This is a genomic window from Streptomyces sp. DG1A-41, from assembly GCF_037055355.1.
Classification (GTDB): Bacteria; Actinomycetota; Actinomycetes; order Streptomycetales; family Streptomycetaceae; genus Streptomyces.
On record NZ_CP146350.1, the window covers coordinates 2431561 to 2455885 of the forward strand.

Genomic DNA, 24325 nt, shown 5'->3' on the forward strand with positions numbered 1-24325 from the left:
GTCCGCACCAGGGCGGAGGATGATCGGGGGACAGGGGTTTTCTGGCAGACTTTGTGCCTATGGGTGACACGACCGTGACGACGCTGGACGGCCGGGAAGCGGCCGTTCCGAACCCCGTCGCGGCCGATCCGGGGCAGGGTCTGCTCCCCCGGCTGCGCAGCCCCCGCCGGCCCCGGTTCTGGTTCGAGATCCTGCTGATCGCGGTGAGTTACTGGACGTACTCACTCGTGCGCAACGCCGTGCCCGAGCAGAAGGCCGAGGCGCTGCGCAACGCCGACTGGATCTGGCGGGCCGAGCACCAGCTGGGCATCGCCGTCGAGGAGTCGGTCAACCACGCCGTGAACTCGGTGACTTGGCTGATCATCGGCATGAACTACTACTACGCGACGCTGCACTTCGTGGTGACTCTGGGTGTGCTCGTGTGGCTGTACCGTCGCCATCCCGGCCGGTACGCGGCGACCCGCCTGGTGCTGTTCGCGACGACCGCCGTCGCCCTGGTCGGTTACTATCTGTATCCGTTGGCGCCCCCACGGCTGATGAACGGCGGCGCCTTCATCGACACCGTCATGGTCCACCAGACCTGGGGATCGATGGCGTCCGGCGACCTGAAACACATGTCCAACCAGTACGCCGCGATGCCGTCGATGCACATCGGCTGGTCCGTGTGGTGCGGCCTGACGATCTTCGCCCTGGCGACGATCCCCTGGGTGCGGGTGCTGGGCCTGCTGTACCCGGCGCTGACGCTGGTGGTCATCGTCGCCACGGCGAACCATTTCTGGCTGGATGCGGTCGGTGGCGTGCTCTGCCTTGCCTTCGGGTTCGTCGTGGCGGGGGCGTGGTACGGGAGGCAGCCGTACGCACTGCCACGGGTGGTGACCGGGGAGTTGCGGGCCGGTACCGGCTAGCGCTCCGCCACCCCGTAGAACAGCTCGTCCACCACGGCCCGGGCTCGGCGGGCCGTTCGCCGGTACGCGTCGAGCATGTCGCCGGCATGGCCGGGTCCGTAGCCCAGGTAGCGTCCCACGGCGGCGAGTTCGCGGGGCTCCGTGGGGAACGTGTCGCCGGCCCGGCCGCGTACCAGCATGACCGCGTTGCGGACGCGGGTCGCGAGGACCCAGGCCTCGTCCAGGATCGCCGCGTCCTCGTCCGTGATGAGGCCGGCCGTACGGGCGGCGGCCAGGGCCTCTCGCGTCCGGGTCGTGCGCAGGCCCGGCACGGCCGCGCCGTGCCGCAGCTGGAGCAGCTGCACCGTCCACTCCACGTCGGACAGACCGCCCGGGCCCAGCTTGGCGTGCAGCTTGGGGTCGGCGCCCCGCGGCAGCCGCTCGGACTCCATGCGTGCCTTCAGCCGCCGGATCTCGCGCACGGCCTCGTCGGCGAGCCCGTCCGCCGGGTAGCGCAGCGGGTCGATCAGCTCGATGAACCGGCGACCCAGGTCCTCGTCCCCGGCGACGTGCCCGGCTCGCAGCAGCGCGTGCGACTCCCAGGTCAGGGACCACCGGCGGTAGTACGCCGCGTACGACGTGAGGGTCCGCACGAGAGGGCCGGACTTGCCCTCCGGGCGCAGGTCGGCGTCGATGAGGAGGGGCGGATCGGCGCTGGGGATCTGGAGCAGCCGGCGCATCTCGGAGACGACCTTGTTGGCGGCCTGCCCGGCCTCCCGCTCGTCGACGCCGTCGCGCGGCTCGTGCACGAACAGCACGTCCGCGTCGGAGCCGTAGCCCAGCTCATGGCCGCCGAACCGGCCCATGGCGATGATCGCGAACCGGGTGGGCAGGCTGTCCCCCACCCGTCCCGCACCACCGCGCGGAGCGTGCCGGCGAGGGTCGCGGCCGTCAGGTCCGACACCGCGCCGCCGACCCGGTCCACCAAGGCGCCCTGGTCGGCCTCGGCGGCCTGCTCCTCGGTGCCGTAGGAGCCGACGATGTCGGCGGCGGCCGTACGGAAAAGTTCGCGGCGGCGCACACCGCGCGCGGCCGTGACCGCCTGGGCGGCCCCGTCGGCCCGGTTCACCGCGGCGAGTATCTCCTGCTCCAGATGGGCCCGGGAGCGCGGCTCGAGCCCGCCGCCGTCCCCGTCGCCGAGCAGCGCCACCGCCTCCGGGGCGCGCATCAGCAGGTCGGGCGCGAGCCAGGCCGACAGCACACGGGCGAGGTTCTGCGCGGCGGCGCCCTCGTCCCGCAGCAGCCGCAGGTACCAGGGCGTCTTGCCGAGCGCGTCCGACACCTTGCGGAAGTTGAGCAGGCCCGCGTCCGGGTCGGCCGAGTCGGCGAACCAGCCCAGCATGACGGGCAGCAGAGTGCGCTGGATGGCGGCCTTGCGGGTGACGCCGGACGCCAGTGCCTCCAGGTGGCGCAGGGCGGAGGCCGGGTCGGCGTAACCGAGGGCGACCATCCGCTCCCGGGCCGCCTCGAGGCTCAACCGGGCTTCACCGATGGCGAGTTGGGCGACCGCGTCCAGCAGCGGCCGGTAGAACAGCTTCTCGTGCAGACGCCGTACGGCGGTGGCGTGCCGCTTCCACTCGCGGAGCAGCTCGGCGACCGGGTCGGTGCGCAGGCCGAGGGAGCGGCCGATGCGGCGCAGCTCGGCCTCGTCCTCGGGCACGAGGTGGGTGCGCCGCAGCCGGAACAGCTGGATGCGGTGCTCCATGGAGCGCAGGAAGCGGTAGGCCTCGTCGAGCTGGGCGGCGTCGGCCCGGCCGACGTAGCCGCCGGCGGCGAGGGCCTTCAGCGCGTCGAGGGTCGTGCCGCTGCGCAGGGAGGTGTCGGCGCGGCCGTGCACCAGCTGGAGCAGCTGCACGGCGAACTCGACGTCCCTGAGGCCGCCCGGGCCCAGCTTCAGCTGGCGGTCGACCTCGGCGACGGGGATGTTCTCCACGACCCGGCGGCGCATCTTCTGCACGTCGGGGACGAAGTTCTCGCGCTCGGCGGCCTTCCACACCAGCGGCTGGACGGCGGCGACGTACTCCTCGCCGAGGCCGAGGTCGCCGGCCACCGGGCGGGCCTTGAGCAGCGCCTGGAACTCCCAGGTCTTGGCCCAGCGCTGGTAGTAGGCGAGGTGGCTGGAGAGGGTCCGCACGAGCGGACCGTTTCTGCCCTCGGGCCGGAGATTGGCGTCCACGGGCCAGATGGACCCCGCGACCGTCGTCTCCGAGCAGATTCGCATCATGTGGGAGGCGAGCCGGGTCGCGGCGCGGACGGCCTTGGTCTCGTCGGCGCCGTCGACGGCCTCCCCGACGAAGATGACGTCCACGTCGGAGACGTAGTTCAGCTCGCGGCCGCCGCACTTGCCCATCGCGATGACGGCGAGCCGGCACAGGGCGGCGTCCTCGGGCGCTACCGCCCGGGCGAGGCCGAGGGCGGCGCGCAGGGTGGCGGTGGCCAGGTCGGCGAGCTCGGCGGCGGACTCGGCGACACCGGTGGTGCCGCACACGTCCCGGGCGGCGATGGACAGCAGGCAGCGCCGGTAGGCGACGCGCAGGGAGACGGGGTCGGTGGCCTCCGCGAGACCGGCCTCGAACTCCTCCACCCCGGGGTGCAGGTCGCGCGCCTCGTACATGACGAGCGCCTGCCAGTCGTCCGGGTGCCGGGTGAGGTGGTCGGTGAGGGCGGTGGAGGCGCCGAGCACACCGAGCAGCCGGTCGCGCAGCGGCTTGGACGAGATCAGCGTGTCGAGCAGTTCCCGGCGGGCGCCGGGCTCCGGCTGGGCCTCCAGCAGCCGGACCAGTCCCAGCAGCGCGAGATCGGGGTCGGCCGTCGCGCCCAGCGCGTCCAGCAGCACCGGGTCGTCGCGCAGGGGCGCGAGCTGGGCGCTGTCCAGGAGCCTCTCGGCGGCGGAGGCATCGGTGAATCCGTGCCGCAGCAGCCGCGTGAAAGTACTGCTCCTGCGCCCCGGCGCCGCCGTCATCCCGGGCCTCCCTCGGACTTGCCTGGACTTGCATCGGATCAAGGTCGTACGGCTTTGAGCGTAACCGCAGAGCCCGGGACAAGCTCCGATGAGTTCGGTGGGCGGACGGGGTCTGCCCTTGTGAAGCCACAGGCCGGGAGGACGCTCATGACCACCATGCACCCCGAAACCCGCTTGGACCGGCGCTACAGCGACGAGACGGCCACCGCGACCGCCTGGCAGGATGCCGAGGCCCGGCTCGCGGCGGCGGAACTGTTCTGGATCACGACGGTGCGACCGGACGGCCGCCCGCACGCCACCCCGCTGCCGGCAGTCTGGTCGGGCGGCGCCCTGCACTTCTGCACGGGCCCGGAGGAACGCAAGGCGAGGAACCTCGCGCAGAACCCGCACGTCGTGCTGACCACCGGCACGAACACCTGGAACAAGGGCTTCGACCTGGTGGTCGAGGGCGAGGCGACGCGCGTGACGGACGACGGGCGGCTACGCGAACTGGCCGCCGCGTGGGAGGCGAAGTACGGCAGTTTCTGGCACTTCGAGGTACGGGAAGGGTATTTCCACCACGGCCCGGGACTCGCGGCCGTCTACGCGGTGGCGCCGCGCACGGTTTTCGGTTTCGGTAAGGGGGAGCCGTTCAGCCAGACGAGGTGGCGGTTCACCGATGCCTGACAAGGGAGTCACGCCATGGACTTCACGCTCGAAGTCATCCCGCTGCCCGTGACCGACATCGACCGGGCCCGGGACTTCTACCGGGACAAGGTCGGCTTCCATGTGGACATCGACCAGGAGGTCATGCCCGGGATGCGGATCGTCCAGCTGACCCCTCCGGGTTCCGGCTGCTCGATCGCCCTCGGCGACTCGATCTGGGAGATGACACCCGGCCCCACCCCGGCGCCCGGCTCCTACCAGGGCCTGCAACTGTGCGTCGCCGACATCAAGGCGGCCCACGCGGAACTCGTCGAACGCGGCCTCGACGTCTCGGAGCCGGTCCAGTACGCCCCCGACGACGGCGCCACGTTCATGCACTTCCGGGACCCGGACGGCAACGGCTGGGCGATCCAGGAGTACCGCCGCCGGGCGACGGAGCCGCTGCACCAGTTGCTGGCGGACCTGAAGCGACAGCAGGGCTGACCACGGCGGTCGTGAGGCGCGTGACCGCCGACCGACGCGCGGGCGTACACGGCGTTCGCCGCACCGCTTCCCTGACAGCGGGAGCGTGCCGGTGCCCGGGTCAGGACACCGGCACGCCGGATGCTCCCTCGCGGGGCTACGGCAACACGCTGTCACGCCAGGACTCCTTCGCCGTCTGGTCTCCACTCGGCCCTGCCTCAAGCGGTCGGGATTGCCGGTGATGGTGTGGTGGGTGCCGAGCACGACGGAGGAGCCCCCGTCGAGACCGATCGCCGAGACGTCCTCGTGTCCCGCGAACCGGGCGATCTCCCCGATGACCGTGCGCGGCTCCCGGACGAAGTCCTCGTAGCGGATCCTCAGGTATCCGCTCCAGGTACTCCTTCGGCGACAGGTCCGACGACACGGTCGCCCGCGGGGCCCGCACGATGTGCAGCAGCCGCACGCCGAGATCCCGGCGCCGGGCGAGCACCGTCGCGTCGGCGGCGCTCTTCGAACTGCCGGTGATCAACCCGGTGCCGTTCGCGACCACGATGCCGTGGCGGACCTCGGCGATCGCGTCGCTCAGTTCACCGACCTCGGCCGGGGCCTCTCGGCCGCCCAACTCCGCGAGAGGCGCGCGGTGTGACGGTCCGCAGGAACCGCTGCTGGAGGTCCCACAGCCGCCGTGCCTCCCGGTCGTCCACCCCGCTGAACTGCCGCGACGATCTCGGCGCGACGATGGCCAACACGCTGGCCCGGCGGCTCGTGGTCGCTCCGCACCGCGCGGGCGGACAGGCACAGTTCATCGCCAGCCCGCTGCCGGACGGTCACGGCCCGGGCACCGGAGGTGACCAGTACGGTCTGCCGGCCCTGCTGGACCGGACGAGGGAACGCCTCCACGAACCGGTCACGGTCGCCGAGCTCGCGCGCCGGGCGAACATGAGCCTCCGCCACTTCAGCCGCCGCTTCATCGCGGTCACCGGCACCAGCCCCCTGCAATGGCTCCTCACCCAGCGCATCCGCCGCGCGCAGGAACTGCTGGAGACGACCGACAGCAGCATCGAGCAGATCGCCGAACAGGTCGGCATGGGGACGGCCACCACCCTGCGCCGGAACTTCCATCGCATCGTCGGTGTCTCTCCGAGCGCCTACCGGCGCACGTTCTCCGAGTCCCGTGGCGCGGACGGAAGCGAGGGAAACCCTGACTGCGCGCCCGCGCTGAGTTAGCCTCGTCTTCCCACTGCGCCGAACTGGCGTACGTAAAGCGGGTTTCGGGGGGTGCCGTGTCAGAACAGCGGCCGGTGCCGTCGGACTTACGGCCGGACGAGACGGCCGCCGTGCGCCGGACCGGAGCCGCGCTCCTGCGGCCCGGCGACCCGCGCCGCGTCGGTCCCTACACGACGCTGGGCCTGCTCGGCAGCGGCGGCATGGGGCGGGTCTACCTGGCGCGGCCCACGGACGGCGGCCCCGGGCCGGCCGCGGTGAAGGTGGTCAGACCGGAGTACGCGGAGGATCCCCGGTTCCGGCGCCGGTTCGAGCGCGAGGCGTCGGTGCATGCCCGGGTCCGTAGCCCGCACATCCCCCGCCTGTGCGGCACGGGCTTCGAGGACGAGTTGCTGTGGATGGCCACCGAGTACCTCCCGGGGCTCGATATGGCGGCCGCGGTCCGCGAGGGCGGCGCCCTGGAAACGGCCGCGATCTGGCGGTTGCTGGCGGAGCTGGGGCAGGCGCTGGCCGGTCTCGCCGCCCTGGAGATCGTGCACCGGGACCTGAAGCCGTCCAATGTGCTGCTGTCCGTCCAGGGCGCCCACGTGATCGACTTCGGCATCTCGAAGGCCGCGGACGCCAGCGCGATCACCGGCACGGGCAACCGGGTGGGAACTCCCGCCTACATGTCGCCGGAACATCTGAGGGAGGGCCGTTCCGAGCCGGCCTCGGACGTGTTCTCCCTGGGCGGGACGCTGGTCTACGCGGCGACGGGGCGCGCTCCGTTCGGTGACGGCACGGGCGTGGACGTCATGCACCGGGTGGCGTTCGAGGAGCCCGACGCGGCGCTGATCCGTGAGATCTCCGCGACGGACCCGGCGCTCGGCTCGCTGCTGTCCGCCTGCCTGGACAAGGAGCCCGAGCGGCGGCCCACCCCGCAGGACCTGATCGACGCGGCCGGGGCGCACGCCGGGGCGTCCGCCTGGCCCGACCCGCTGAGCAGCACGCTGCGGGCCCGGCGGCAGGCGTACGAGGCGTTGTACCGCTTGTCCGCCGAGCGGATTGGGAACGGGCCGGAGCCGGCTCCGGCCGAGGAGTCGTCCCGTACCGGCTCCGCGGCGGCGGAGGCGTCCACCGCCCCGTCTTCGGGGTCCCCGCGTACCCGGTCGCGGACCAGGCCGGCGCTGGCCGTCGCCGCGGGCGTCACCCTCTGCGTGGTGGCCGCGGGGGTCTTCCTGCTCGCTCGGCAGGACACCTCTGCAAGCGCTGCCTGGCCGGGGGCCGATACGGCGACGGCCGTCGACGCCGGTCCCGGCGGTGCCGACCGCTCGCCACTGCCCGGCACCTCGTCCGGCCCACCTGACCCGGGCACGGACGGCAAGGCCGAGGGCCCTGCCTCCGACGGCACCGCCTCGTCTCCCGAGGCCTCGGGCACTGCCGGCCGCGACCGGCGCGGCACCTCCTCCACGCCCGCCGCCGCGCCCGGCAGCTCCGCCGACCCCACTGCGTCCTCCAGCGACCCGCCCCCCGAACAGCCCGCGCCCCCGCCGTCCGGCTCCGGCTCCGGCTCCGGCTCCGACTGCACGTACTACTCGGGCAACGGACGCACGAGCCGGGGAGACAGCGGCAAACGCGTCCGGGAGGTGCAGTGCCTGCTGACGCACCGCGGATACAGCGTGGGCGGCAGCGGCGTGGACGGTGTGTTCGGCGCGGGGACGGAAGCCGCGGTGCGCAGTTTCCAGAGCGACAACGGCCTGGACGCCGACGGCATCGTGGGCCGTGAGACCTGGGCCGCGCTGCGCGCGGCCTCGCGTTCGTAGCGGCGGTGCAGGCGTCGGCATCCGGCGCTGCCCTGACCGCCCAGGGGCGGTGACAGACGTGGGGGCCGACGGTCCGTGACCGTCGGCCCCCAGGGATCGTCTCGGGAGACTCGCTCCGGCCCGGCCCTACAGCGCCGGAAGGTTCTTCCGCAGCTCGAACGCCGTGACCTCGCTGCGGTACTCCTCCCACTCCTGCCGCTTGTTGCGCAGGGCGCCGGAAGTGACGGCGGCGTGGGGCGACCTCACACGATCGGTGTCGGCGCAGCGCTGACCTGTGATCGGGTGGTCGTCGTTGGTCGTTGTTGGTCGCCTTGGGCCGCCCTTCGACGGCCCACAGACGGCCCGGCCCGGACCGCGTCTACGGCTGGCGGCTGCGAGCGGGAGACCTCGACCCCCTCACGGCCGGAGAAGTCTTCGACGCCTACTGCACCGACATCGACTCCGGCGACCCCATCTCACCGGAATACGACGTCGGGCAAATCCGGTACGGGTCGCGAGGCTTTGACCCGTACCGTAGGCCCACAAAAGTCCAGGTCAAGGACGGCGAACCGGCCACACCCTGCCGAATGCTGCACTACAGCCCTTTAAGGGACAGCCCTTTTTCGGACAGTCCTTATCGAGGCTATTGACTGCGCCCCATCCCCTCACCCAAGATCATTAACGCAAACTCCCACTGGGGGAGTTAGGGAAGGAATACTGTGAGGATATCCGGTAGATCGATCGTGCTCGGCTTTGTGAGCGTGGCACTCGCATTATTTAGCTTCGCTACGCCGGCCGCCGCAGACGCCTCTCAGGCTGCCACCGTTACGGCGAACGGCACTGTCGTCGCCGCGGATGGTTCCAAGGTCGGCCAGGTCATTCTCCACAAGCGTGGTGACGGGACGAAGCCGCCCGTAGAGCTGGGTAACCCCTCAGAATGGGCTGCGGTGGTGATCAAGATGGACGATTCGACCGTTACGCCGCAGGCCTGCATCGGTGCCAGTGGCGGAAATTGGTGCTACGGCTACAACCTGACCAGCGACGGTAAGTACTGCTACTCGAACTACTACCACCCCACTAAGGACCACCATTCCACGGTCAAGATTGCCGGGGGCTCGAATACCGCTTACGCGTTCGCTGGCCAAACCTCCTACGCCAACCGGACGGCGGGCGCTGCCTACACCTGCGAAACCTATTACAGTGTTGATGAGTAGGTTTTGATCCCCCGCATCACGCGGTGACCCTTTCGGTAGGTGGGGTAGGTTGGTGCGCCACTCGGGTCTGTTCCGTCGCCCGCGCAGTCTCCGAGTGGCGCCACCTCCTACTTTGAGTCAATCACGGAACAGGGAAAAAGAAATCGCAAACTTTCCGCGCACTCGTGTTGCGCCACTCGCAGTGCCCCTCGGGGTCGGTTTTCTACTTGGACTAGCGGGTCCCCTTACCGAAAAATGGGGCAATCCCGTTTGCGCCCCTCTAAATGTTGTTTTTTCCGATGGATGGTCGTGGGTCTGTTATGCATTCTTGGTAGGCTATTTCGGCCGATCCAAAATTGAGTCAGCCTTGCTGTCCTCTTTGGGGTTGGCTATCGGCGTGGTCACATACTATCTATTCAAGGACCTGAGCCCCACCATCCCGGCCGGACTGGAATCTGGCGCCACCGGCGAGGTAAATTACTCTAGTATGCTTGCTTGGGGAATAGCAGCTTTCGTCCTTGGGGCACCCGTCGGGCTCTTGGGCAACCTGGCGCGAATTCCACGTGTTGGCGGTCTCCCATTCCGACTGATTGTTCCGCTCGTAGCACTTTTCGAGACCTCCATGCAGCTGGCTGCAGAGGCGGACGGGCAACGTGCGGTCGTTGGAATTACTTGGAATGTGATTCGGTTCATCGCGGGCGCTGTTGCTTTGGCTCTAGTAATTCACACCATCCGGAGTTGGTGGCACTCTCGGCGTACTCGTTCCGCGGAGACGGATGAGCACCGCGCCAGAAGGGACATTTCGTCCTTGTGACCTTCTGAAGTCCAGCCTCGATCCGTCAGCTGGGGCCGGTCGTTGATCGGCCCGGCGGATCGCCCGTGTCTCCCGGGGTGGTGCGGTCCCCTCCTCTTCGGTTCTCGTCGGGGCGGGTGTCGGTCGGTCAGGTGATGGCTGGGGAGCGCATCACGGCAGTGGTCGGCTTTGCGCTCGTAGCGTCGGTGGAGTCGGCGGCAGCCGGCGAGCCAGGCCATGGTGCGTTCGATGGTCCAGCGGTGGCGGCCCAGCCGCTTGGAAGACTCGATGCCCTTGCGGGCGATGCGGTGGGTGATCCCGCGCTTGCGTAACCATCGGCGCAGGTGGTCGTAGTCGTAACCCTTGTCCGCGTGCAGCTTGGCGGGGCGCCGTCGGCGGGGTCCGCGGCGGGAGCGGATCGGCGGGATGCCGCAGACGAGCGGTTCGAGGGCCTGGTTGTCGTGGAGGTTCGCGCCGGAGATGCCGATCGAGAGGGGCAGACCGGAGGGCTCAAAGATCCACTTGATCACCGAGCGGAACCACCGAGTGGCTGCACTGCCTCAGCCGCCTCTACAGCGGCGAGGAACTGCGTGCCCTGCCCAGAGGGTGGCCCACCACGGGCAAAGTCCTCTCCGACCGGCTCAAGCGCCTCCAGCCGACCCTTGCCGCACGCGGTGTCCTCATCGACACCGGCCGCACCAGCGAAGGCCGCTACCTGGAAATGACCCGCCAGGGCACCCCGCCCCCACACGAGCACCAGCGGCTGGTCTGACCCGCGCTCGCGCGCCCAGACAGGCAGTAAGGGGCCGCTTCGCGGCGCGTCCTTTGGGCGGCGTTTCGCCGAACAGCAAGAGGAGCACGCCCCCGCCCGCGATGGTGCTCTTCTTGCTTGCCCCGGCGGCACCGCCGCCGCCCAAGGATCGCGCCGCGAAGCGGCTCCTTCTTCACGCTCTGAGGCTCCACCGAACTACAACAGACACCCCCTCTTTGTCCTAAGAGGGAAGACGCTGCGTCATCTGCGTCATGCAAGCCGAAAAGCGGTTCCTGACCTGCGACAACAGGCATGACGCAGACGGCGACCTCTGCGTCATCCTGCGTCATCTGCGTCACGCGATGACGCAGCCCATGACGCACCCCCTAGCCGCTGCGTCACGCAAAGCCGCAGGTCAGAAGCCTAGATGACGCTGATGACGCAATGACGCAGAAATCCGCACCTCGGACACACGCGGCCAGGCCCTCCCCGCTTGGAGCCCCTATGACACAGCCGACAGACCCCGACCCCCGCGCCCTCCTCCGAGGCGGCCTCCCCGACCGGTACCTCACCCCCGACGACATCGCCGAGATGCCCGAGGTGCCCCTAGAGACCGTCTACCAGTGGCGCAAGAAACGCACCGGCCCGCGCGGCTTTCGCATCGGCAAGCACCTTCGCTACGACCCCGCCGACGTACGGGCCTACGTCGACCAGCGCAAGCACGCCGAAACCGCCGCCGCCTAACCGAACACCCACCGCACAGCAGGGAGAGCCGCACGAGCGGCTCTCCCTGCCGCATGCCGAGAGGAATACTGCCTGATGGCAGGCCACATCCAAGACCGCTGTACGAGCAGCGCTGCCGGAGCGATTCCGCGCGACGGTCGACCTCGGAGGCGGATGCGGACTCCGGCAAGGGGAGATCTTCGGGTTGCCCATCGATGCAATCGGCTTCGACTCCGGATGGCTGCACATCGTGAACCAGGTGAAGGTGACGAAAGAGGGTCTCGTGTTCGCCCCACCGAAGCGGAACAAGATCCGCGACGTTCCCTTGCCGGACCGCGTGGCGCACGTCCTCAAGCAGCACATGGAGGCGTTCCCCCCGGTAGAGATCACCCTGCCGTGGCTCCGGGTGGACGGTCCGCCTGTCACGAAGCGGCTGCTGTTCACCCGTCTCGACGGCGCGGGTGCGGTTCGGCGTACCGACTTCAACGACCGCGCGTGGAAGCCTGCTCTCGTGGCCGCTGGGGTGATCCCCGCGCCGAAGCCAGGAGAGCGTCACCAGGCTGCCCGCGAACACGGCATGCATGCTCTCAGGCACTTCTACGCCTCGGTCCTCCTGGACGCCGGCGAGAACGTCAAGGCGCTGAGCAACTACCTCGGACACAACGATCCGGGGTTCACGCTCCGGGTCTACACGCACCTCATGCCGAGCAGCGACACACGGGCCCGGAAGGCCGTCGACGGCCTGTACGAGGGCACCGATGCGGCGCCGGACGGCCCAGGGTCGGTGAGACGGCATGGGGCCGACGGTCCACGACCGTCGACCCCAATCCGCTAAATCAGCAGGAAACCTGCTTTGACCTGCGCCTAAAGCGCCGGAAGGTTCTTCCGCAGCTCGAACGCGGTCACCTCGGACCGGTACTCCTCCCACTCCTGCCGCTTGTTGCGCAGGAAGAAGTCGAAGACGTGCTCGCCGAGGGTCTCGGCGACCAGGTCGCTGCGCTCCATCAGGGTCAGGGCCTCGCCCAGGTTCTGCGGGAGCGGCTCGATGCCCATCGCGCGGCGCTCCGCGTCGGAGAGGGCCCAGACGTCGTCCTCGGCGCCCGGCGGGAGCTCGTAGCCCTCCTCGATGCCCTTCAGACCGGCGGCCAGGAGGACGGCGTAGGACAGGTACGGGTTCGCGCCGGAGTCAAGGGAGCGGACCTCGACCCGGGCCGAACCCGTCTTGCCGGGCTTGTACATCGGGACGCGGACCAGCGCCGAGCGGTTGTTGTGGCCCCAGCAGATGTACGACGGGGCCTCGCCGCCCGCGCCCGCCGTGCGCTCCGCGCCGCCCCAGATGCGCTTGTAGGAGTTGACCCACTGGTTGGTGACGGCGGAGATCTCCGCCGCGTGCCGCAGCAGGCCCGCGATGAAGGAGCGGCCCACCTTCGACAGCTGGTACTCCGAGCCCGACTCGTAGAAGGCGTTGCGGTCGCCCTCGAAGAGCGACAGGTGCGTGTGCATGCCGCTGCCCGGGTGCTCCGAGAACGGCTTCGGCATGAATGTGGCCTGCACGCCCTGCTCCAGCGCCACCTGCTTCATGACCAGGCGGAACGTCATGATGTTGTCCGCCGTGGACAGCGCGTCGGCGTAGCGCAGGTCGATCTCCTGCTGGCCGGGCGCACCCTCGTGGTGGGAGAACTCGACCGAGATGCCCATCGACTCCAGCATGGTGATCGCCTGGCGGCGGAAGTCCATACCGACGTTGGTCGGGGTGTGGTCGAAGTAGCCGGAGTTGTCGGCGGGCGTCGGACGGCTGCCGTCCAGCGGCCGGTCCTTCAGCAGGAAGAACTCGATCTCCGGGTGCGTGTAGAACGTGAAGCCCAGGTCGGAGGCGCGGGCCAGGGCGCGCTTGAGCACGTAGCGCGGGTCGGCGAAGGACGGCGAGCCGTCCGGCATGAGGATGTCGCAGAACATCCGGGCCGTGCCCGGGGCCTCCGCGCGCCAGGGCAGGATCTGGAAGGTCGACGGGTCCGGCTTGGCGATCATGTCGGACTCGTAGACCCGGGCGAAGCCCTCGATGGCGGAGCCGTCGAAGCCGATGCCCTCGTCGAAGGCCTGTTCCAGTTCGGCCGGGGCCACGGCGACGGACTTGAGGAAGCCCAGCACGTCCGTGAACCACAGGCGTACGAACCGGATGTCGCGCTCCTCCAACGTCCGGAGCACGAACTCCTGCTGCTTGTCCATCTTCCGCTTCCCCATCCTTGCTGGTCAGGCCGCCTGTCTTCCGTACCACGGGAGGCGGTCGGGCACCTGAGCATCCCACCACACCACCATTTCGTACGCGTTGCGCACCATGATCGCCCGGGCGGCCCGGGACCGAACGCCTCACGTACGGCGGGTGAACTGCTCTTCCGCCCATAGTGCCTGCTCGCCCCGACATCCGTAACGGCCGGTCCGCTCAGCTGTCCCGCTCACTTAATTTGCATTTCCTGTACAACTTTAAATGCCGTGCGCGGCGGCCGATTCCGGCGCGGCACCGGCCGACATCCGCGAGTGTCAGACGTCCCCCGAGGGCCCCCTCGAGATCCCCAGCAGCAGCGCCCCGGTCGGCTCCGCCACGATGTCCGCCACCGTGATCGGATCCAGTGAGGCGAAGAACGCCTCCTGGGCCCGGCACAGGGCGCCGCGCAGGCGGCAGTCTGAGTTCAGGGACAGGGGGTGGGGCCCTCGCAGCCGACGACGTCGCCGTCGCCCTCGAAGGCGCGCACCACGGCACCCACGGACGCCGTGCGGCCCCGCTCGGTGAGGGTGAGGCCGCCGCCGCGCCCGCGACGGGCGGCCAGCAGGCCCATGTGCCGGAGCTCGGCGACGACCTTCGCCAGGTGGGTGTACGGCACGCCCATGCCGGTGGCGACGTCCCGGGTCGTCGCGCTCGACCCACCGGCGACGGCGAGCCGCATCAGGACCCGCAGGGCCAGGTCGGTGGAGCGCAGCAGCCGCATGCCCGCAGCGTAGATAATCGGTATCTCGGATACAAATAAGCCGGATCTCGGGTTCCGGCAGTCAGCGGAAGCTGTCGGGCACCTGTCGGTGCCGTATCGATTCGGCCCATTCCTGCGGCCGCTCTACGAGGGGCCCGGCCTCCCCCATTACGATCAGCCCACCCGACCGTCCCACTTTCCCCACGAAGGACACCCCATGGGCTCCGCCAACAAGAGCAGCACGGCACGCAAGGCGCGGATAGAGGAGATGCGGCGCGCCGAGCAGGCCCGTGAGCGCCGCAACCGGATCCTCACCATCACGGCCAGCGTCGTGATCGTCTGCGGTCTCGTCGCCGGCGGTGTCGTGCTCGTGCGGTCCCAGTCCGACGGCGGCAGCGACACGGCGGCGAGCGACTCCTCGGCCAAGGGGAAGTTCGTCACGGGCACGGACGGCGTGAAGACCTGGGAAGGCAAGCTGTCCCGCAACCACGTCACCAAGGCCGTGAAGTACGCCTCCGTGCCGCCGGTCGGCGGCGACCACAACCAGGTCTGGATGAACTGCAACGGCGACGTCTACACCAAGGAGCTCAACAACACCAACGCCGTGCACTCGCTGGAGCACGGCGCGGTGTGGGTGACGTACAACGCCGACGCGAAGAAGGCCGACATCGACGCGCTGGCGGCGAAGGTGAAGAAGACGCCGTACACGCTGATGAGCCCGCTGGACGACCAGAAGGACCCGATCATGCTCTCGGCGTGGGGGCACCAGCGCACGGTGACGGGCGCGAGTGACCCGAACGTCGACAAGTTCTTCGAGAAGTTCGTCCAGGGCGAGCAGACCCCCGAGCCGGGCGCCGCCTGTACGAACGGGCTGTCGCAGTGAGGCAGGTCGGTCTGATCGCGGGGGCCGCGGCGACGGCGCTCGTCGCGGCCGGCGCGATCACCTACGCCGTCGCCGGGGACGACGGCGGCGGCCGGACCCCGTCCGCCGAGTCCGCGGACGCCGGGTTCGCGCGGGACATGGCGGTGCACCACCAGCAGGCCGTGGAGATGTCGTACATCGTGCGGGACCGCACGAAGGACGAGGAGGTGAGGCGTCTCGCCTACGACATCGCCCAGACGCAGGCCAACCAGCGCGGCATGATGCTCGGCTGGCTCGACCTGTGGGGGCTGCCCAAGGTGTCCTCCGAGCCGCCGATGACCTGGATGGACATGGGCGACATGGCCTCCGGCAAGGACGGCGCGCTGATGCCGGGCATGGCGACCAACACGGAGCTGAAGAAGCTCGGCGAACTCAGCGGCAAGAAGGCGGAGATCTTCTACCTCCAGCTGATGACGGCCCATCACAAGGGCGGTGTCCACATGGCCCAGGGCTGTGTCGACGAGTGCACGGTGGGCGTGGAGAAGCGGCTCGCGCAGGGCATGGTGGACGCGCAGCGGTCGGAGATCGGCCTGATGGCGGACATGCTGAAGGAGCGGGGTGCCTCACCGCGCCCGTAGGGCGTAGGGCCCAAAACGCCTTGTCCTGCGACTCCTTGGGCTCTTCTTGGTCTCCGTAGAGCGCTTCTTGGGGTGCGCATTCCCCTGGCATGAACGGTTCGTCGCGAGAGTGGCGACCGTCGAGTGATCCACTCGCGTCGAACCGCACAGGGGGTTCCATGAGATCCAACCGCGCCAAGGTGCGCGCCGGGCTGAGCATGGCGGCGACACTGCCGATGCTCGCCGGCGCGCTGGCGCTCGGCATACCCGCGGCGCAGGCCGCCGACCACCCGCTCCGCGACCTGCTCGCCGGGACCAAGCCCGCGTGGGCCACGGCCAGGGCCGACAAGGGCGCAGCCTCCGACGGCGCCCGGATGTCGGCCCGGGTCTATCTCCGGGGTCGCGACGCGGCCGGCCTCGCCGCGTACGCCAAGGCCGTCTCCGACCCGACGTCGGCCTCGTACGGCCAGTACCTGACCGCCAAGCAGGCGCAGGCCCGCTTCGGCGCGACCAAGGCCCAGGTGGCGGCCGTGAAGTCTTGGCTGACGGCGGCCGGCCTGAAGGTCACGGGCGTCACGGCGCACTACGTCTCCGTCACCGGTGACGTGGCCGCGGCGGAGAAGGCGTTCGGCGCCCCGCTGCACAACTTCGCCAAGGGCTCCAGGACCTACCGCGCCCCGGCGAACACCGCATCCGTGCCGGCGAGCCTGGCCGACGCCGTGCTGACCGTCACCGGCCTGGACAACGCCCCGCACATGGTCACGCACGACGACCGGCTCCCGCCGCCGGACACCGTGTTCCGCAACGCCGGGCCGTTCTCCTCGTACTACGGCTCGAACACCGCGAGCACGCTGCCGGAGGCGTACGGCACGAAGATCCCGTACGTGATCAAGGGCTACACGGGCAAGCAGCTGCGGGCCGCCTACGGCGCGGGCGCCCGCACCGGCAAGGGCGTCCGGGTCGCCATCACGGACGCGTACGCCTCGCCGACGATCGCCTACGACGCGGGCACCTACGCCGGCAAGCACGGCGACGCGGCCTGGAAGACCGGCCAGCTGCACCAGGTGCTGCCCAAGAAGTACACGGACACCAAGGGGTGCTCGGCCTCCGGCTGGTACGGCGAGGAGACCCTGGACGTCGAGGCAGTGCACGCGGTCGCGCCGGCCGCGGACGTCACCTATGTGGGTGCCGCCTCCTGCAACGACAGCGACCTGCTCGACGCGCTCGGCAAGGTCGTCGACCACCACCTGGCCGACATCGTCTCCAACTCGTGGGGCGAGGTCGAGGCGGCGCAGACGCCCGACCTCGCGGCGGCCTACGACCAGGTCTTCCAGCTGGGCGCGGTCGAGGGCATCGGCTTCTACTTCTCCTCCGGCGACGACGGCGACGAGGTCGCCGCCTCCGGGACGAAGCAGGTCGACTCCCCGGCCGACTCGGCGTGGGTCACCGCCGTCGGCGGCACCTCGCTCGCCGTCGGCAAGGACAACACGTACCTGTGGGAGACCGGCTGGGGCACCGACAAGGCGACCCTGTCGGCCGACGGCAAGAGCTGGACGGACTTCCCCGGCGCCTTCACCTCCGGCGCGGGCGGCGGCACCAGCAGGACCGTGGCGGAGCCCTCGTACCAGAAGGGCGTCGTGCCGGGCGCGCTGGCGAAGACCGACAGCGCGGACGGCAACCGCGTCGTCCCGGACATCGCGGCGATCGCCGACCCGAACACCGGATTCCTGGTCGGCCAGACGCAGACCCTGCCCGACGGCAAGACGCAGGCGTACAGCGAGTACCGCATCGGCGGCACCTCGCTCGCCGCGCCGACCATCGCGGCCATCCAGGCGCTGGCCCAGGAGGCCCGCGGCGGCACACCGATCGGCTTCGCCAACCCGGCGATCTACGCGAAGGCCGGCTCGAAGGCCTACCACGACGTCACCGACAACCCGACGGGCTCCGGCCTGGCCGTGGCCCGCGTCGACTTCGTCAACGGCTACGACGCGACGGGCGGCCTGACGACGTCCGTACGCAGCCTGGGCAAGGACAGCTCGCTCCAGGCCGTGAAGGGCTACGACGACGTCACGGGCGTGGGCACGCCCGCGAACGGTTACGTCGAGTCGTACCGGCGGCGCTGACGTCCGCCGACTGACCTCCGCAAGGGGAACGGGGTGGTGTGGGGTGACCCACACCACCCCATTGCGTCGCTCTGACGATTACACTGGGCCCGTGCCTCAACTACGTTTCGCCCTGAACCAGATCGACTCGAGCGTCGGCGACCTCGCCCAGAACGCCGAGTCGATCGTCCGCTGGACCCGGCACTCCGCCGAGCAGGGAGCGCATCTCGTGGCGTTTCCCGAGATGGCGCTGACCGGGTACCCCGTCGAGGACCTGGCCCTCAGGCCGTCCTTCGTGGAGGCCTCCCGGGCGGCGCTGCGGAGCCTCGCCGGCCGCCTGGCCGACGAGGGCTTCGGCGAGCTGCCGGTGGTCGTCGGCTACCTCGACCGCTGCGCGACCGCCCAGCCGAAGTACGGCCAGCCGGCCGGCGCGCCGCAGAACGCGGGCGCGGTGCTGTACGGCGGCGAGGTGGTCCTGAACTTCGCCAAGCACCACCTGCCGAACTACGGCGTCTTCGACGAGTTCCGCTACTTCGTGCCCGGCGACAGCATGCCGGTCCTGCGCGTGCACGGCGTGGACGTCGCCCTGGCCATCTGCGAGGACCTCTGGCAGGACGGCGGCCGTGTCCCCGCGGCGCGTTCGGCGCAGGCGGGCCTGCTGCTCTCGATCAACGCCTCCCCCTACGAGCGCAACAAGGACGACACGCGCCTGGAGCTGGTCCGCAAGCGGGCCCAGGAGGCCGGCTGCACCACGGCGTACCTGGCCATGATCGGCGGCCAGGACGAGCTGGTGTTCGACGGTGACTCGATCGTCGTGGACAAGAACGGCGAGGTCGTGGCGCGGGCGCCGCAGTTCGCCGAGGGCTGCGTCGTCCTGGACCTGGACCTGCCGGCGGCGTCGGCGGACGCGCCGACGGCCCGCGACGGAGTCGCCGACGGACAGCGTGTGGACGACGGCCTGCGCATCGACCGGGTGGTGCTGTCGGAGGAGCCGCTGCCACCGTACGAACCTGAGCTCACGGGTGGCTACGCGGACCGCCTGGACGACGACGAGGAGGTCTACTCCGCGCTGGTCGTTGGCCTGCGGGCGTACGTCGCGAAGAACGGCTTCACATCCGTCCTGATCGGCCTGTCGGGCGGAATCGACTCCTCGCTGGTCGCGGCGATCGCCTGCGACGCGGTGGGCGCGCAGAACGTGTACGGCGTGTCGATGCCGTCGAAGTACTCCTCGGACCACTCGAAGGACGACGCGGCGGAACTGGCCCGCCGCACCGGCCTGAACTACCGCACGGTCGCCATCGAGCCGATGTTCGACGCCTACATGGGCGCGCTGGGCCTGACGGGCCTGGCCGAGGAGAACCTCCAGTCACGCCTGCGGGGCACGCTGCTCATGGCCATCTCCAACCAGGAGGGCCACATCGTCCTGGCCCCCGGCAACAAGTCGGAACTGGCGGTCGGCTACTCCACGCTCTACGGCGACTCGGTCGGTGCGTACGGCCCCATCAAGGACGTGTACAAGACGTCGATCTTCCGCCTGGCCGAGTGGCGCAACCGGGCCGCCCGCGAGCGCGGCCAGACCCCGCCGATCCCCGAGAACTCCCTCACCAAGCCCCCGAGCGCGGAACTCCGCCCCGGCCAGGTCGACACGGACTCGCTCCCCGACTACCCGGTGCTGGACGCGATCCTCGACCTGTACGTCGACCAGGACCGGGGCGCCGACGAGATCGTCGCGGCCGGTTACGACCGGGCACTGGTCGCCAAGACCCTGCGCATGGTCGACACGGCCGAGTACAAGCGACGGCAGTACCCGCCGGGCACGAAGATCTCGGCGAAGGGCTTCGGCAAGGACCGGCGACTGCCGATCACGAACGGGTGGCGGGAGTCGGTCTGACAGCCTTTCGCGCCGCCCGCGTCGGTCAGGCAGCGCCCCGTCTCCGTGCCCGATAGGCCGCTGCCTTGACCCGGTTGCCGCACTCCTCCATCCCGCACCACGTGCGCCGCGCGCCCCGTGAGCGGTCGAGGTAGATGCGGGTGCAGTCGGGGCGGCCGCACTCCTTGAGACTGGCTTGGGGGTCGGCGAGCACGGCGATGCCGCTTCGGGCCAGTTGGGAGAGTGCCGCGGGGAGGTCTCCCGACCGGTGCAGCCCCGCGTCGCTGAGCCTGACCGTGCACACCGGCCCGGCGGCCGCGTCGTTGACGACGTCGAGGCTGCCCGGGTCGAAGCGGCGGTCGAGCAGGCGGTCGCGAGCCAGTCGGTAGATCGCCTCTCGCAAGGACAGTGCGGACTCGAAGGCCGCCTCGTCCGCCGTCACCCGGTCCGGAAGCCCCTCACATGCGGCCACCCACCGTTCGAGGTCCGCGGGCGCGGCCAGGAGGTCCACGGGGTCGTCCCGGCGTGACAGGACGGTGCCGGCGAGGTCGAGCGCCGCGTTGCCGCTCACGAAGGTGAAGTCCACGTCACCATCTTGACCGGTGACGGGCCCGGTGACAACATCGTCACCCCCTCAGGTGGTGACAGCAGGGGCACGAAGGCGGGAGGCCGCGTGACCGGAATCCGCGACATCGAGGTCGTCGTCTTCGACGTCCTCGGCACACTCGTCGACGAGCCCAGGGGGCTTCGAGCGGCGATCCGCGAAGCCGTACCCGCGTCCGACGAGGCGGCTGTCGACGACCTGCTCAGCCTGTGGCAACAGCACTGCGAGCTCGAACAGCGACGCATCCAGCAAGGACTCCGCGCATACGTCAGCACCGAGACCATCGACGCGGAGGCCGCGCGGCTCGCGGCCGACCGGGCCGGGCTCTCCGACCCCGCGACCATCGCACGGTTGGCCACAGCGGGGCGGCGGCTGCCGCCCTGGCCCGACTCCGTTGCCGGTCTCCAGCGGCTCGCGCAGTGGTTCCCCGTGGTCGGGCTCTCCAACGCCAGTCGCACGGCGCTGCTGCACCTCAACGCACACGCCGGGCTGCGCTGGCACCAGGCCCTGTCCGCCGAAGCCGCCCAGGCGTACAAGCCGGCGCCGGAGGTGTACCGGCTCGCGGTCGATGCCGCCGGATGTGCGCCGGAACGCGTCCTCATGGTGGCCGCCCACGCCTGGGACCTCCGTGGAGCGCAGGCGGTCGGCATGCGGACCGCCTACGTCGAGCGGCCGGTCGGGAATCCGCCGACGAGCGCCGATGTCTTCGACTGGGGGTTCGACGGACTCGACGAACTGGTCGGAATGCTGACAGGTGGTCAGATAGCGTGAAGCCGACACTGACAGGGGGCTGACCATGACAGAGCGTGGCGTTCCGGATCGCGTGGTGGTCGCGGAGCGGCTCGCCGCCGAGGCGGGGTTCGAGAAGAGCTGTATCCCCGAGGTGGGCAGGCTGCTCAGGCTGGCCGCTGCGTCCAAGCCCGGTGGGGTCGTCGCCGAGAGCGGCACCGGCTCGGGTGTGGGCACCGCCTGGCTGCACAGTGGTCTGGGGGCCGGTGCGCGTCTCGTCACGGTGGAGCGTGACGAGGAGCTGGCGCGGCGGGCGGCCGGTGTCTTCGCGGACGACGAGCGCGTCCGTGTGCTGACCGGTGACTGGCGGCTGCTCGAGGAGCACGCCCCGTTCGACGTCTTCTTCTGTGACGGCGGAGGCAAGCGGGACGCCCCCGGACGGGTCGTCGAACTGCTGGCGCCCGGCGGTCTTCTCGTCCTGGACGACTTCACCCCGTCGGCCGACTGGCCGCCCCGGTTCGAGGGTGAGGTGGACGAGCTCCGGCTCTTCTACCTCACCCACCCGAGCCTGGACGCCACCGAAGTCCTCACCACACCCTCCAGTTCGGCGGTCGTCGCGGCACGTCGCGTCTGACCGCGCTGTGCGTCAGGGCACGGGTACGACGATCTCGCCGCGCGCGTGACCGGTGGCGCTCTCCTCGTGCGCCGCGGCGATGTCCCGCAGCGGGAACACCTGGTGCACGGGGACGGTGAGGCGGCCTTCGTCGGCGAGGGACACGGCGTAGGGCAGTCCTGACCAGCCGGGCTTCCCCACCCCGGAGCGGGAGAACCGTACTCCGTGCCGGGCGGCGTCGAAGTCGGCGGTCGTCACCACGCGGTGCGGGTCTCCGGCGATGGTCACCAGCTCGGCGAGGGAGCCCTTGCCCGCCGCGTCCAGGACCACGTCGACGCCCTGGTGAGCAAGCGGGGCGAGGCGGCTGGCCAGGCCGGGGCCGTAGGTGACCGGTGTGAGGCCGAGTCCGTCGAGGAAGGTGTGGTTGCGTTCGCTCGCGGTGCCGATCACGGTCAGCCCGCGGGCCCTGGCCAGTTGCGCGGTCATCGTGCCGGCGCCGCCTGCCGCGCCCTCGATCAGGAGGGTCATGCCCTCGGTGGTCCCAGGGCGCCCAGCACACGGGTGGCCGTCTCGACGTTGCCCGCGGCACCGACCGCCGCCTCGAACGACCAGGCCCGGGCTTGCGGGCCCATGCCTCCAGCACCGCGTACTCAGCCGAGGCCCCGCCCAGCCGGGCCGGGGGACGGGGCCGAACACCGCGTCTCCCACGGCGGTGCCCGTCGCCCCATCGCCCACCTCGCCGACGACTCCGGCGGCGTCCATGCCGGGGATGTGGGAGGGGGAGCTCAGGGAGGCCTTCTCCTTCAGCATCCCCGAGCGCAGGTATTAGTCGGCGGGGGCGACGCCCGTGACACGCACCGAGATGCGGACCCGCCCCGGCCCGGCGTGGGGCTCCTCGGCCTCCTCCGCGAAGAGGGCCTCGGGACCGCCCGAGCGGTGGTAGCGCGCAGCCGGCACTGACAACCTCCGTGTGTCCGGGAGTGGTTGAGGGTAAATCTCCTGGAACCGGTGTCGTCTTCCCCGTGCGCCGAAGTGAGAGACCGACCCGCCGGGCCCTCTCGGCTGCCGTACGTACGAAGCGGCGGTCCGCCAGTTCACACCCGCGGACCGCCGCCCGAGTCACCGCGCCGGCACACCGGCCTCGGTCAGCGGCGCACCGCTTCCGCCTCCTGCGGGACATGGCTCGCCACGACCCGCTCGCGCCCACCGGCCGGCGCACTGCGCCGGTCCACCGCGTACGCCAGCGACGCCACGCCGAGGCCGAGCACGGCCAGGGCAGCGCCCGCCAGGGCCGGGGAGGTGACGCCGAAGCCCGCGGCCAGCGCGAGGCCGCCGATCCAGGCACCGCCGGCGTTGGCCAGGTTGAAGGCGGCCTGGTTGGCGGAGGAGGCCAGGGACGGAGCCGACGCGGCCTTGTCCATGACCATCAGCTGGAGCGGGGAGCCGGTGGCGAAGGCCGCCATGCCGAGCAGGATCACGGCGACGGCGGCGGTGAGTTCCGTGCGCATCAGCAGCGGGAACAGCGCCAGCACCGCCACCAGAGCGCTCAGGCCGCCGAACAGGGTGCCCCGCAGGGAGTGGTCGGCCAGGCGGCCGCCCAGCAGGTTGCCGGCGGTCGCGCCGACGCCGAACAGGGCCAGCAGCAGGGTCACGCTGGCGTCGGCGTAACCGGCGGCGTCCGTGAGCATGGGCGTGATGTAGCTGTAGGCCGCGAAGAGGGCGCCGAAGCCAGCGACCGTCGTGCCGAGCGACAGCCAGACCGGGACGGAGCGCAGGGCGGCCAGTTCGCCGCGCAGGCTCTTCGCGGTGGCGTGCTCGTGGTCGTGCGGGATCAGGAACGCGAGCGCGGCGATCGCCGCCAGGCCGATGGCGCTGACGCCGAGGAAGGTCGCCCGCCAGCCGAGCTGCTGGCCCATGAGGGTCGCGACGGGCACCCCCACGACGTTCGCGACCGTCAGGCCGAGGAACATCAGGGAGACCGAGCGCGCCTTGCGTTCGGGGGCGACCATGTTCGTCGCGACGACGGCGCCGACGCCGAAGAAGGCACCGTGCGGCAGACCGCTCAGGAAGCGGGCCGCCAACAGCCAGCCGTTGTCGGGCGCGAGGGCCGACAGCGCGTTGCCCGCGACGAACAGCCCCATCAGCCCGATCAGGACGGTGCGGCGGGACATCCGGGCGGTGACCGCGGCCAGCAGCGGGGCGCCGATGACGACGCCCAGCGCGTACGCCGACACCAGATGGCCGGCGCTGGGTATGGAGATGTTCAGGTCGTCCGCGACATCGGGCAGCAGCCCCATCATCACGAACTCGGTCGTACCGATGCCGAAGGCGCCCACGGCGAGGGCGAGCAGGGCCAGGGGCATGAGGAGCCTTTCGAGACTTACGGGAGTTCGTACTTCGTGACTTCGTATGTTCAAGTACGGAACAAAGTCTCTCAGGCCGACTATTCCGCGAGGTCTCCGAGAAGTGAAGCCGCGGTTGCCGACG

19 protein-coding genes and 5 pseudogenes are annotated in these 24325 nt (G+C 70.5%); 15 read left to right on the forward strand and 9 right to left on the reverse strand.

Features of this window, described 5'->3' with window-relative positions; translation table 11 throughout:
• The first annotated feature begins 59 nt into the window (after window positions 1-59).
• Window positions 60-905, forward strand: coding sequence for a phosphatase PAP2 family protein (locus V8690_RS11370; protein WP_338777990.1), 846 nt, complete (start codon window positions 60-62; stop codon window positions 903-905).
• On the opposite strand, the pseudogene V8690_RS11375 reads toward V8690_RS11370, so the two are convergent.
• A pseudogene (locus V8690_RS11375) lies at window positions 902-3906 on the reverse strand (bifunctional [glutamine synthetase] adenylyltransferase/[glutamine synthetase]-adenylyl-L-tyrosine phosphorylase). The gene V8690_RS11370 and the pseudogene V8690_RS11375 overlap by 4 nt on opposite strands.
• 147 nt (window positions 3907-4053) lie before the next feature.
• On the opposite strand from V8690_RS11375, the gene V8690_RS11380 reads away from it, so the two are divergent.
• From V8690_RS11380 to V8690_RS11395, 4 genes are all read left to right on the forward strand, one after another.
• The gene (locus V8690_RS11380; protein ID WP_338777991.1) at window positions 4054-4572 is read left to right on the forward strand and encodes a pyridoxamine 5'-phosphate oxidase family protein; all 519 of its coding nucleotides are present in this window, start codon (window positions 4054-4056) and stop codon (window positions 4570-4572) included.
• Window positions 4573-4587: 15 nt separating this feature from the next.
• Window positions 4588-5034, forward strand: coding sequence for a VOC family protein (locus V8690_RS11385; RefSeq protein ID WP_338777992.1), 447 nt, complete (start codon window positions 4588-4590; stop codon window positions 5032-5034).
• A gap of 621 nt (window positions 5035-5655) precedes the next feature.
• The gene (locus V8690_RS11390) at window positions 5656-6240 is read left to right on the forward strand and encodes a helix-turn-helix domain-containing protein (protein WP_338777993.1); all 585 of its coding nucleotides are present in this window, start codon (window positions 5656-5658) and stop codon (window positions 6238-6240) included.
• Window positions 6241-6314: 74 nt separating this feature from the next.
• A complete protein-coding gene (locus V8690_RS11395; RefSeq protein WP_338777994.1) occupies window positions 6315-8039 on the forward strand; it encodes a protein kinase in 1725 nt (574 codons plus the stop codon).
• A gap of 126 nt (window positions 8040-8165) precedes the next feature.
• Here V8690_RS11395 and V8690_RS11400 read toward each other — a convergent pair whose 3' ends face one another.
• A complete protein-coding gene (locus V8690_RS11400; protein ID WP_338777995.1) occupies window positions 8166-8285 on the reverse strand; it encodes a glutamine synthetase in 120 nt (39 codons plus the stop codon).
• 452 nt (window positions 8286-8737) lie between these two features.
• On the opposite strand from V8690_RS11400, the gene V8690_RS11405 reads away from it, so the two are divergent.
• Entirely contained in the window at window positions 8738-9232 is a 495-nt protein-coding gene (locus tag V8690_RS11405; RefSeq protein ID WP_338777997.1) for a lactococcin 972 family bacteriocin, read from the forward strand.
• A gap of 951 nt (window positions 9233-10183) precedes the next feature.
• On the opposite strand, the pseudogene V8690_RS11410 reads toward V8690_RS11405, so the two are convergent.
• Window positions 10184-10507: pseudogene (locus tag V8690_RS11410) on the reverse strand (transposase); the annotation flags it as partial.
• A gap of 35 nt (window positions 10508-10542) precedes the next feature.
• On the opposite strand from V8690_RS11410, the pseudogene V8690_RS11415 reads away from it, so the two are divergent.
• The 3 genes and pseudogenes from V8690_RS11415 to V8690_RS11425 all read left to right on the forward strand — a co-directional run.
• A pseudogene (locus V8690_RS11415) lies at window positions 10543-10776 on the forward strand (ATP-binding protein); the annotation flags it as partial.
• A gap of 483 nt (window positions 10777-11259) precedes the next feature.
• Window positions 11260-11499, forward strand: a complete 240-nt coding sequence (locus tag V8690_RS11420; protein ID WP_338777998.1) for a helix-turn-helix domain-containing protein — start codon at window positions 11260-11262, stop codon at window positions 11497-11499.
• A 97-nt stretch (window positions 11500-11596) separates the two neighbouring features.
• Window positions 11597-12313: pseudogene (locus V8690_RS11425) on the forward strand (site-specific integrase); the annotation flags it as partial.
• 29 nt (window positions 12314-12342) lie between these two features.
• Here V8690_RS11425 and glnA read toward each other — a convergent pair.
• Both glnA and V8690_RS11435 read right to left on the reverse strand, forming a co-directional pair.
• Window positions 12343-13704 carry a type I glutamate--ammonia ligase gene (glnA, locus tag V8690_RS11430; protein ID WP_338778000.1) on the reverse strand — a complete coding sequence of 454 codons (1362 nt, stop codon included), beginning with the start codon at window positions 13702-13704 and terminating at the stop codon, window positions 12343-12345.
• 312 nt (window positions 13705-14016) lie between these two features.
• Window positions 14017-14462, reverse strand: a pseudogene (locus V8690_RS11435) (Rrf2 family transcriptional regulator).
• A 196-nt stretch (window positions 14463-14658) separates the two neighbouring features.
• On the opposite strand from V8690_RS11435, the gene V8690_RS11440 reads away from it, so the two are divergent.
• The 4 genes from V8690_RS11440 to V8690_RS11455 all read left to right on the forward strand — a co-directional run bounded on the left by V8690_RS11440 (window position 14659) and on the right by V8690_RS11455 (window position 19913).
• Window positions 14659-15324 carry a DUF3105 domain-containing protein gene (locus V8690_RS11440; protein WP_338778001.1) on the forward strand — a complete coding sequence of 222 codons (666 nt, stop codon included), beginning with the start codon at window positions 14659-14661 and terminating at the stop codon, window positions 15322-15324.
• Window positions 15321-15941, forward strand: coding sequence for a DUF305 domain-containing protein (locus V8690_RS11445; protein WP_338778002.1), 621 nt, complete (start codon window positions 15321-15323; stop codon window positions 15939-15941). The genes V8690_RS11440 and V8690_RS11445 overlap by 4 nt, the downstream gene beginning before the upstream one ends.
• Before the next feature lie 158 nt (window positions 15942-16099).
• Complete coding sequence (locus V8690_RS11450) at window positions 16100-18043, forward strand: S53 family peptidase (RefSeq protein ID WP_338778004.1); 1944 nt, start codon at window positions 16100-16102, stop codon at window positions 18041-18043.
• 91 nt (window positions 18044-18134) lie between these two features.
• The gene (locus tag V8690_RS11455) at window positions 18135-19913 is read left to right on the forward strand and encodes an NAD+ synthase (RefSeq protein WP_338778006.1); all 1779 of its coding nucleotides are present in this window, start codon (window positions 18135-18137) and stop codon (window positions 19911-19913) included.
• Between the two features lie 25 nt (window positions 19914-19938).
• On the opposite strand, the gene V8690_RS11460 is transcribed toward V8690_RS11455, so the two are convergent.
• Window positions 19939-20478, reverse strand: coding sequence for an ABATE domain-containing protein (locus V8690_RS11460; RefSeq protein WP_338778008.1), 540 nt, complete (start codon window positions 20476-20478; stop codon window positions 19939-19941).
• 87 nt (window positions 20479-20565) lie between these two features.
• Here V8690_RS11460 and V8690_RS11465 point away from each other — a divergent pair, with 87 nt between their 5' ends.
• Together V8690_RS11465 and V8690_RS11470 are read left to right on the forward strand one after the other, a co-directional pair.
• Complete coding sequence (locus V8690_RS11465) at window positions 20566-21267, forward strand: haloacid dehalogenase type II (RefSeq protein WP_338778011.1); 702 nt, start codon at window positions 20566-20568, stop codon at window positions 21265-21267.
• Between the two features lie 25 nt (window positions 21268-21292).
• Window positions 21293-21859, forward strand: a complete 567-nt coding sequence (locus tag V8690_RS11470; protein WP_338778013.1) for a class I SAM-dependent methyltransferase — start codon at window positions 21293-21295, stop codon at window positions 21857-21859.
• 12 nt (window positions 21860-21871) lie between these two features.
• Here the strand turns inward: V8690_RS11470 and V8690_RS11475 are convergent, their stop codons facing one another.
• The 3 genes from V8690_RS11475 to V8690_RS11485 all read right to left on the reverse strand — a co-directional run bounded on the left by V8690_RS11475 (window position 21872) and on the right by V8690_RS11485 (window position 24201).
• Window positions 21872-22366 (reverse strand): zinc-binding dehydrogenase, encoded by a 495-nt coding sequence (locus V8690_RS11475; protein ID WP_338778015.1) that lies wholly within the window; start codon window positions 22364-22366, stop codon window positions 21872-21874.
• A 297-nt stretch (window positions 22367-22663) separates the two neighbouring features.
• Entirely contained in the window at window positions 22664-22795 is a 132-nt protein-coding gene (locus V8690_RS11480; protein WP_338778017.1) for a hypothetical protein, read from the reverse strand.
• A 188-nt stretch (window positions 22796-22983) separates the two neighbouring features.
• Window positions 22984-24201: an MFS transporter gene (locus V8690_RS11485; RefSeq protein ID WP_338778019.1), complete on the reverse strand. Its 1218-nt coding sequence runs from the start codon at window positions 24199-24201 to the stop codon at window positions 22984-22986.
• Between the last annotated feature and the right edge of the window lie 124 nt (window positions 24202-24325).

What these genes read in the sequence shown, in the direction of transcription:
- V8690_RS11370 (WP_338777990.1), top strand. Translation starts at nt 60, where the DNA reads ATGGGTGACACGACCGTGACGACGCTGGACGGCCGGGAAGCGGCCGTT.
- V8690_RS11475 (WP_338778015.1), bottom strand. Translation starts at nt 22,366, where the DNA reads ATGACCCTCCTGATCGAGGGCGCGGCAGGCGGCGCCGGCACGATGACC.
- V8690_RS11440 (WP_338778001.1), top strand. Translation starts at nt 14,659, where the DNA reads ATGGGCTCCGCCAACAAGAGCAGCACGGCACGCAAGGCGCGGATAGAG.
- V8690_RS11385 (WP_338777992.1), top strand. Translation starts at nt 4,588, where the DNA reads ATGGACTTCACGCTCGAAGTCATCCCGCTGCCCGTGACCGACATCGAC.
- V8690_RS11485 (WP_338778019.1), bottom strand. Translation starts at nt 24,201, where the DNA reads ATGCCCCTGGCCCTGCTCGCCCTCGCCGTGGGCGCCTTCGGCATCGGT.
- glnA (WP_338778000.1), bottom strand. Translation starts at nt 13,704, where the DNA reads ATGGACAAGCAGCAGGAGTTCGTGCTCCGGACGTTGGAGGAGCGCGAC.
- V8690_RS11450 (WP_338778004.1), top strand. Translation starts at nt 16,100, where the DNA reads ATGAGATCCAACCGCGCCAAGGTGCGCGCCGGGCTGAGCATGGCGGCG.
- V8690_RS11470 (WP_338778013.1), top strand. Translation starts at nt 21,293, where the DNA reads ATGACAGAGCGTGGCGTTCCGGATCGCGTGGTGGTCGCGGAGCGGCTC.
- V8690_RS11420 (WP_338777998.1), top strand. Translation starts at nt 11,260, where the DNA reads ATGACACAGCCGACAGACCCCGACCCCCGCGCCCTCCTCCGAGGCGGC.
- V8690_RS11380 (WP_338777991.1), top strand. Translation starts at nt 4,054, where the DNA reads ATGACCACCATGCACCCCGAAACCCGCTTGGACCGGCGCTACAGCGAC.